At 74.6% G+C, this 7,543-nt stretch carries 6 protein-coding genes; 1 reads left to right on the forward strand and 5 read right to left on the reverse strand.

Going from position 1 to position 7,543, the window contains the following annotated elements; translation table 11 throughout:
• The 3 genes from E1283_RS28010 to E1283_RS28020 form a co-directional block, all read right to left on the reverse strand.
• Window positions 1-553, reverse strand: a 553-nt coding sequence (locus E1283_RS28010) for a hypothetical protein (protein WP_165956273.1), incomplete at its 3' end; no start/stop codon positions are given.
• A gap of 45 nt (window positions 554-598) precedes the next feature.
• Window positions 599-3,484, reverse strand: coding sequence for a leucine--tRNA ligase (gene leuS, locus E1283_RS28015; RefSeq protein WP_207930552.1), 2,886 nt, complete (start codon window positions 3,482-3,484; stop codon window positions 599-601).
• A 189-nt stretch (window positions 3,485-3,673) separates the two neighbouring features.
• On the reverse strand, window positions 3,674-4,504 hold the full coding sequence (locus E1283_RS28020) for a TIGR02452 family protein (RefSeq protein WP_132820954.1): 831 nt from the start codon (window positions 4,502-4,504) through the stop codon (window positions 3,674-3,676).
• Between the two features lie 80 nt (window positions 4,505-4,584).
• Here E1283_RS28020 and E1283_RS28025 point away from each other — a divergent pair, with 80 nt between their 5' ends.
• Window positions 4,585-5,814: a M20 metallopeptidase family protein gene (locus tag E1283_RS28025; protein WP_132820955.1), complete on the forward strand. Its 1,230-nt coding sequence runs from the start codon at window positions 4,585-4,587 to the stop codon at window positions 5,812-5,814.
• 13 nt (window positions 5,815-5,827) lie between these two features.
• Here E1283_RS28025 and E1283_RS28030 read toward each other — a convergent pair whose 3' ends face one another.
• Together E1283_RS28030 and E1283_RS28035 are read right to left on the reverse strand one after the other, a co-directional pair.
• Window positions 5,828-7,192 carry a cytochrome P450 gene (locus tag E1283_RS28030; protein ID WP_132820956.1) on the reverse strand — a complete coding sequence of 455 codons (1,365 nt, stop codon included), beginning with the start codon at window positions 7,190-7,192 and terminating at the stop codon, window positions 5,828-5,830.
• Window positions 7,193-7,327: 135 nt separating this feature from the next.
• A partial coding sequence (locus tag E1283_RS28035; protein WP_243745156.1) for a DUF4287 domain-containing protein occupies window positions 7,328-7,543 on the reverse strand: 216 nt, incomplete at its 5' end.

Genomic DNA, 7,543 nt, shown 5'->3' on the forward strand with positions numbered 1-7,543 from the left:
GTGGTTCGGGGGCCGGGGCCCAGTGGCGGAGGGCGTCGGCCTCCAGGTCGATCTGTTCGTGGAGGACGTCCAACGCCTCCGCGTCGTGCCGGTGGGCGCGCTCCTGGGCCGCGAACCGCAGGGCATCGGCGGAGCGGCGGATCCGCTCGGCCCTGGTGCGGAGGTCGGGGAGCCGGGCCGCGACGCGGCCTCGGTCCGGCTCGCCGGTGATCAGCGCGCCCAGCTCGCGGTCCAACTGCTGGGCGTGCCCGGTGAGTTGGTCGAAGAGCACGCGCGCCTCCGCCAACGCCGCGTCCGACTCGGTGTCGGCCCGCAGCGCGGCGCGGGTGCTGTCGAGGGTGGCGCGCAGTTCCTTGCGGGTGCGCGCCGCCTCGCCGACCGCGCCGGGCTGGGCGGCGCGCGCGTTCAGCACGGCGTCGGTGAAGGTGCGGCGGATGTCCGCGCGGGCCCGCGCCGCTCTTCGCCCCACGGCGCGCACGCCCCACACGGCCAGGCCGACGACCGTCAGGAAGGCCAGGAACGCCACGGCCAGCAGAGTGATCAGGATGTCCATCTCCGGCACACCTCCGCTCCCCAGGGTAGGGCCACCGGCGCCCGATCAGGCCGGGACGATGTTGACCAGCTTCGGCGCCCGGACGATGACCTTGCGGATCCCGGCCCCGCCCAGCGCCGCGACGACGGCCGGCTCGGCCAACGCCCGGGCCTCCAGGTCCGCGTCGGCGATCGACGGCTCGACCTCGATCCGCGCCCGCACCTTGCCCTTGATCTGGACGACGCAGGTGACCGTCTCGTCGACCAGGTAGGCCGGGTCGGCTACCGGGTAGTCGGCCCGCGTCACGCTGTCCTCGTGGCCCAGCCGGCGCCACAGTTCCTCGGCGATGTGCGGGGCCAGCGGCGCGATCAGCAGGACCAGGGTCTCGGCGGCGGACCGCGGGACCTCGGGCAGCTTGGTGACGTGGTTGTTCAGCTCGGTGATCTTGGCGATGGCGGTGTTGAAGCGCAGCCCTTCCAGGTCCTGCCGCACGCCGTCGACGGCCTTGTGCATGGCGCGCAGCGTGTCCTCGGTCGGCTCGGCCGCGGCGACGGAGACCTCGCCGGTCGCCTCGTCCAGCACGTTCCGCCACAGCCGTTGCAGCAGCCGGTACTGGCCGACGACCGCGCGGGTCTCCCAGGGGCGGGAGACGTCCAGCGGGCCCATGGCCATCTCGTACAGGCGCAGCGTGTCGGCGCCGTAGGTGGCGCAGATGTCGTCGGGCGAGACGACGTTCTTCAGCGACTTGCCGATCTTGCCCAGCTCGCGGCCGACCCGGACGTCGCCGTACCAGAAGCCGCCGTCGCGCTCCTCGACCTCGGCGGCCGGGACCGGGAAGCCACGCTCGTCGCGGTAGACGTAGGCCTGGATCATGCCCTGGTTGAACAGCTTGTGGTAGGGCTCGGCCGAGGACACCTGGCCCAGGTCGAACAGCACCTTGTGCCAGAAGCGGGCGTACAGCAGGTGCAGTACGGCGTGCTCGGCGCCGCCGACGTACAGGTCGACGCCGCCGGTGGGCAGGCCGTCGCGGGGGCCCATCCAGTGGCGCTCCAGCTCCGGGTCGACCAGCGCCTGGTCGTTGTGCGGGTCCAGGTAGCGCAGGTGGTACCAGCAGGAGCCGGCCCAGTTGGGCATGGTGTTGGTCTCGCGGCGGAACTTCCGCGGCCCGCGCCCGTCGCCCAGGTCCAGGGTGGTGTGGACCCACTCGTCGTTGCGCGCCAGGGGCGGCTCGGGGCGGGTGTCGGCGTCGTCCGGGTCGAAGGTGCGGGGCGAGTAGTCGTCGACCTCGGGCAGTTCCAACGGCAGCATGGACTCGGGCAGGGCGTGCGCGATGCCGTCCTCGTCGTAGACGATCGGGAAGGGCTCGCCCCAGTACCGCTGGCGGCTGAACAGCCAGTCGCGCAGGCGGTAGTTGATGGTGCCCTCGCCCAGCCCCGCGGCGGTCAGCCACTCGTTCATCCGGGCCTTGGCCTCGGGGACGGTCAGCCCGTCCAGCGACAGCGCTTCGGTGGCGGAGCGGGCGGAGTCGGCGGAGTGGGCGGAGCTGGCGGAGTTGACCAGCCGGCCGTCGTAGGAGGCGAACGCGTCGTCCCAGCTGCCCGGGTCGGCGGGGTCGCGGCCGTCGGTGGGCTCGACGACGCAGCGCACGGGCAGCTCGAAGGCTCGGGCGAAGGCGAAGTCCCGGGTGTCGTGGGCGGGGACGGCCATGATGGCGCCGGTGCCGTAGCCGACCAGCACGTAGTCGGCGATGAAGACGGGGATCCGCTCGCCGTTGGCCGGGTTGACGGCGTGGGCGCCGGTGAAGACGCCGGTCTTCTCGCGGGCCTCGGCCTGCCGCTCGACGTCGGACTTGGTGCCGGCCTGCTTGCGGTAGGCGGCGACGGCCTCGGCCGGGGTGGCGTGGCCGCCGGTCCAGGCGTCCCTGGTGCCGGCCGGCCAGGCGTCCGGCACCACGGCGTCGACCAGGTGGTGCTCGGGGGCCAGCACCATGTAGGTGGCGCCGAACAGGGTGTCCTGGCGGGTGGTGAAGACGGTGACGACATCGCCGGCATCGCCGACGGGGAAGGCGATGCGGGCGCCGTGCGAGCGGCCGATCCAGTTGCGCTGCTGCAGCTTGATCGCCTCGGGCCAGTCGACCGTGTCCAGGTCGTCGACCAGCCGGTCGGCGTAGGCGGTGATCCGCATGTTCCACTGGCGCAGGGTGGACTTGAACACCGGGAAGTTGCCGCGCTCGGAGCGGCCGTCCGCGGTGACCTCCTCGTTGGCCAGCACGGTGCCCAGGCCCGGGCACCAGTTGACGGGGGCGTCGGCGGCGTAGGCCAGCCGGTGGCCGTCCAGCACGGTGGCGCGCTCGGCGTCGGTCAGCTCGGCCCAGGGGCGGCCGTCCGGGGTGGGGCGCTCGCCGGCGGCGAAGCTCTCGACCAGCTCGGCGATGGGCCGCGCGCGGCCGGCCTCGTCGTCGTACCAGGAGTTGAAGATCCGCAGGAAGATCCACTGCGTCCAGCGGTAGTACTCGGGGTCGATGGTGGCGAACGACCGCCGCTGGTCGTACCCCAGGCCCAGACGGCGCAGCTGGGCGCGGTAGTTGGCGATGTTGGCCTCGGTGGAGACCCGGGGGTGCGTGCCGGTCTGCACGGCGTACTGCTCGGCGGGCAGGCCGAAGGCGTCGAAGCCCAGGGTGTGCAGCACGTTGTGGCCGGTCATCCGCTGGTAGCGGGCGTAGACGTCGGTCGCGATGTAGCCCAGCGGGTGGCCGACGTGCAGGCCCGCACCCGACGGGTACGGGAACATGTCCATGATGAACTTCTTGGGCCTGGCCGCCTGCTCGGGGTCGTCGGCCAGGTCGCCCGTCGGGTTGGGCGTCTCGTACGTGCCGTGCCGCTCCCAGTGGTCCTGCCAGCGCGCCTCGATGTCCGCTGCCAGTGCGGCGTCGTACCTGTGTGTCTCGCTCATCGTCTTCGGAACCCCATCGGTCGTCTCCGCCACGTCATGAAGAAACCCCTCGCTCAGGAGGGGCCGCCGCGCTGACGTCTTGCCTGGTCAGCGCGGCCACGTAAGCAGAAGGCGTACGGCACGCATAGCGTCAGGGTAGCGCACGGTGCCCAGGCGGCGCCTGGGCTCCGGGCCATGGGGGCCGGGCGGTCAGGCGGCCGGTCCCGGGGTGCCGAAGCGCTTCTCGAAGGCGACGCGGTTGGCCGACTCGGGGGTGCGGTGCCAGACCGCGAAGACCACCCGGGAGAACGCGGCGCCGTGCCCGGTGAGCGCCCGGTCGAAGGCGGCGGCCACCTCGTCGGGGTCGTTGGCGAAGACGCCGCAGCCCCAGGCGCCGAGCACCAGCTCGCGCACGCCGTGCCGGGCGGCGACGGCCAGCACGCGTTCGGCGCGTTCGGCGAGCACGTCGGCGACGTCGGCCTGCCGGTGCTGCCAACGCCGGGCGAGCTGGCCGGCGTTGGGCGCCGGCGAGGTCAGGAACGACACCGGGTACGGCCGGTCGAGCAGTTCGCCGCGGTCACCGCGGATCACCGGGACGCGGGGGGACCAGATGACGCGGTGGCTGTAGCGCAGGTCGTCGGAGGCGCGGTGGGCGGCGTAGTAGTCGGGGGCGGCCAGCAGGCACCGGTAGAGCAGGGCGCCGCGGCACAGGTCCTCCTCCTGGGCGCGGGCACCGCGCGTGTAGCCGCCGCCCGGGTTGCGGGCCGAGGCGAAGTTCAGCACGCCGACGTGGTCGCCGCCCTCGTCGGTGAGGCGCCCGGCCGCCGCGAGGCTGCCCTCGCCGGTGACCTCGGGCCGGCCGGCGAAGGGTCCTGGCCGGCCGCCGGTGACGTTGGCGTCCGGTGGGTAGGAGACGGTGCCGGTCACGGCCGCCGCCAGCGGTTCGTCGATCGCGACGAGGGTGCCCCGGATCGTTCGGTAGCTCCCTCGCTCGGCGATCTCCTCGTTCTCGGTCGCGATCGACCGAAGTCTGCTTGCCATGTGCCGGACATTAGCAAGGAGTTCGCGTCAGTTGGACGAATATCGAAGAGCGCGGTCGGAGCGAACGGAAGGACTGGGGCATGGGCGGTACAACCGTTTCCACCCGGGAGCAGGCGGCCAGGATCGGCGGCGAACTGGTGGCGCTGCGCCGGGAGTTGCACGCGGATCCGGAGGTCGGGCTCGACCTGCCGAGGACCCAGCGGCGGATCCTGGCCGCCCTGGCGGGGCTCGGCCTGGAGATCACCACCGGCGCCGGGACCACCTCGGTGGTCGCGGTGCTGCGCGGCGCCGCTCCCGGTCCCACGGTGCTGCTGCGCGGCGACATGGACGCGCTGCCGGTGGCGGAGGCGACCGGGCTGCCGTACGCGGCGACCAACGGCGCGATGCACGCCTGCGGCCACGACCTGCACGTGGCCGGGCTCGTCGGCGCGGCCCGGCTGCTGGCGGCCCGGCGCGCGGAGCTGTCGGGCGCGGTGCTGTTCATGTTCCAGCCGGGCGAGGAGGGGCACGGCGGCGCACGCGTGATGATCGAGGAGGGGGCGCTGGACGCGGCGGGCGCGCCGCCGGTGGCCGCGTACGGCGTGCACGTGGGCGCGGACCTGCCGTACGGCGTCTTCACCACCCGCCCCGGCACGCTGATGGCGGGCTACTCGGTGCTCGACGTGACGGTGCGCGGCCGGGGCGGGCACGGGTCGCGGCCGTACCAGGCGCTCGACCCGGTGCCGGTGGCGGCGGAGATCATCACCGCCCTCCAGTCCTACGTGACGCGCCGCTTCGACGTGTTCGACCCGGTGGTGGTCACGGTCGGGCAGGTGACCGCGGGCAGCGCGCCCAACGTCATCCCCGAGACGGCCGGGCTGCGCGCCGGGGTGCGGGCCTTCAGCGCCCCGACCGCCGAGCGGCTGGCGGTCGAACTGCCGCGCCTGGCCCACCACATCGCCGCCGGCCACGGGCTGACGGCGGAGATCGGCTACGACCCCGGGCTGCCGGTGACGGTCAACGACGAGGCGGCCGCGGCCCGGTACGCCGCCACCGCGACCCGGCTGTTCGGCGCCGACCGCTACCGGCCGCTGCCCAACCCGCGCACGGCGTCCGAGGACTTCTCGCTGGTGCTGGAGCGGATCCCGGGCAGCTACGGCTTCCTCGGCGCCGCGCCGCCGGACGCCGCCGATCGGCCGGTCGAGGCCAACCACTCCCCCAGGGCGCTCTTCGACGACTCGGTGCTGCCCGACCAGGCCGCGCTGCTCGCCGAGTTGGCCCTGGGCCATCTGCTCGGGACGGGCGGTGGGGCGCCGGGCCACCGCCCGTGAGCGCCCCGCTCCGTCAGGGGCTGGAGCGGGCGCGGGAGCGTCGGCGCAGCGTCACGCGGCCGCCCCGGCCGGGGACGAGGGTCACCGCGACCAGCCGTGCCCGCTCGGGCGGCCCCGCCGGTTCGGGGACCGCCACGGCCAGGATCTCCCGGAGGGCGGTCGCGATCTCCAACTCGGCGAGCGGCACCCCGATGCAGCGCCGCAGGCCGCCGCCGAACGGCGTCAGGGCGTAGGGCTCGGGGTCCCGATCCCGATCCCGGTCCCGGTTGAGGTGGCGCTGGGGACGGAAGGCGTGCGGCCGGGGCCACAGCTCGGGATCGAGGTGGGTGACGGGGAAGAGCGCCGCGACGAAGGCGTGCCCGGGTACCGGGTGCCCGCCGAGTTCCGTGTCGTGGGCCGCGGTGCGCATGGCGTTGTAGACGGCGGGGTGCAGCCGCCCCGACTCCCGGACGACCGCCCTGAGCACCCGGTCCGAGCCGGCGTCGAGGTCGGCCACCAGGTCGTCCCGCTCGGCCGGGTGGTGGGCCAGCAGGTGCAGGGTCCAGGCGATGGTGGTCGCCGTGGTCTCGTGGCCGGCCAGGACCAGGCCGGTCAGCTCGTCGAGCAGCCGCGCGTCGCCCGGCCCCGCCTCCTGGGCGGCCAGGAGCAGGGACAGCACGTCGTCGCGGTCGTCGCGGTCGGGGGCCAGCCGGCGCGCCGCGATCTCGTCGCGGACCAGTTCCCGGACGCCCGCCCGCAGCCGCGCGAAGCGACCGCCGGGCGAGAGCCGGCCGACGTCCCGCCGCAGCGGCCCCGGCAGGAACAGGGTGGCGACGTTGCCGGCGCCGAGGAACGCGGTGAGCGTCCGCCGGAAGACCGCGATCCGCGCCGGATCCCGGAGCCCGAAGATCACCCGCAGCACCACCTCCAGCGTCAGCCGCTGCGCCCACGGTCGCACCGGCACGGCCCGCCCGGTGGGCAGGTCGGGGAGCGCGGCGCGCACCAGCTCCCGCACCCGGCCCTCCCAGCCGGCCATCCGCGCGCCGGCGAACGGGGGTAACAGCAGCCTGCGGTGCGGCAGGTGGTGCGGCGGCGGCGTGCAGATCAGCGATCCGGCACCGAGCGCCGGCGCCAGGAGGGCGGTCGCCTCGCCGCCGACGAAGCGCCGGTGGTCGGTGAGGACGGCCCGGTTGGTCGTGGCGTCGGCCGCGCACACCAGCGCGGCCCGGTAGGGGTACACGCGGGCCGAGAAGACGGGCCCGAGGCGCCGCCGCAGCCCGAGCGCGTAGCCCTGGGGATCCAGGAGCATGCGCACCGTCTGCGCCGCCCGCGGCGCGCGGTCGGCGGGTGGGAAGGCCCGCGGGTCCCACCGCGGCTCCCGGGCGAACGCGTCCCTCATGGCGCACCGTCCTCCTCGCGATGGCGGAGCCGGTCGGCCGACGCTCCCCGGCCGATCCGGCCTCACACACCGAAAACGCCTCGGTGGCCACGGAGTTACGCCCGCGCGGTGGTCCCCGGGGAATCGACGCGCCGGCTACGGCGTCGTGGTGTCCCGGCGGGCCTCGGCGAGGGTGTGGACGACGAGCGCGTTGGCGTGGCCGTGGCCGAGGCCGTGCTCGGTCTTCAGCCAGGCGACCAGTTCCGTGTGCCGGGTGAGGGGGGAGGCGCGGATGAGGTGGAACCAGTGGGCGACGGGGTGGCCGTACTTCTTCTCGATGGACGGGAAGTAGCTGGCGGGGCCCTTGGGGCG

Origin of the sequence: Streptomyces hainanensis, assembly GCF_004348415.1 — a bacterium.
Taxonomy (GTDB): domain Bacteria; phylum Actinomycetota; class Actinomycetes; order Streptomycetales; family Streptomycetaceae; genus Streptomyces; species Streptomyces hainanensis.

What these genes read in the sequence shown, in the direction of transcription:
- leuS (WP_207930552.1), bottom strand. Translation starts at nt 3,484, where the DNA reads ATGAGCGAGACACACAGGTACGACGCCGCACTGGCAGCGGACATCGAG.
- E1283_RS28020 (WP_132820954.1), bottom strand. Translation starts at nt 4,504, where the DNA reads ATGGCAAGCAGACTTCGGTCGATCGCGACCGAGAACGAGGAGATCGCC.
- E1283_RS28025 (WP_132820955.1), top strand. Translation starts at nt 4,585, where the DNA reads ATGGGCGGTACAACCGTTTCCACCCGGGAGCAGGCGGCCAGGATCGGC.
- E1283_RS28030 (WP_132820956.1), bottom strand. Translation starts at nt 7,192, where the DNA reads ATGAGGGACGCGTTCGCCCGGGAGCCGCGGTGGGACCCGCGGGCCTTC.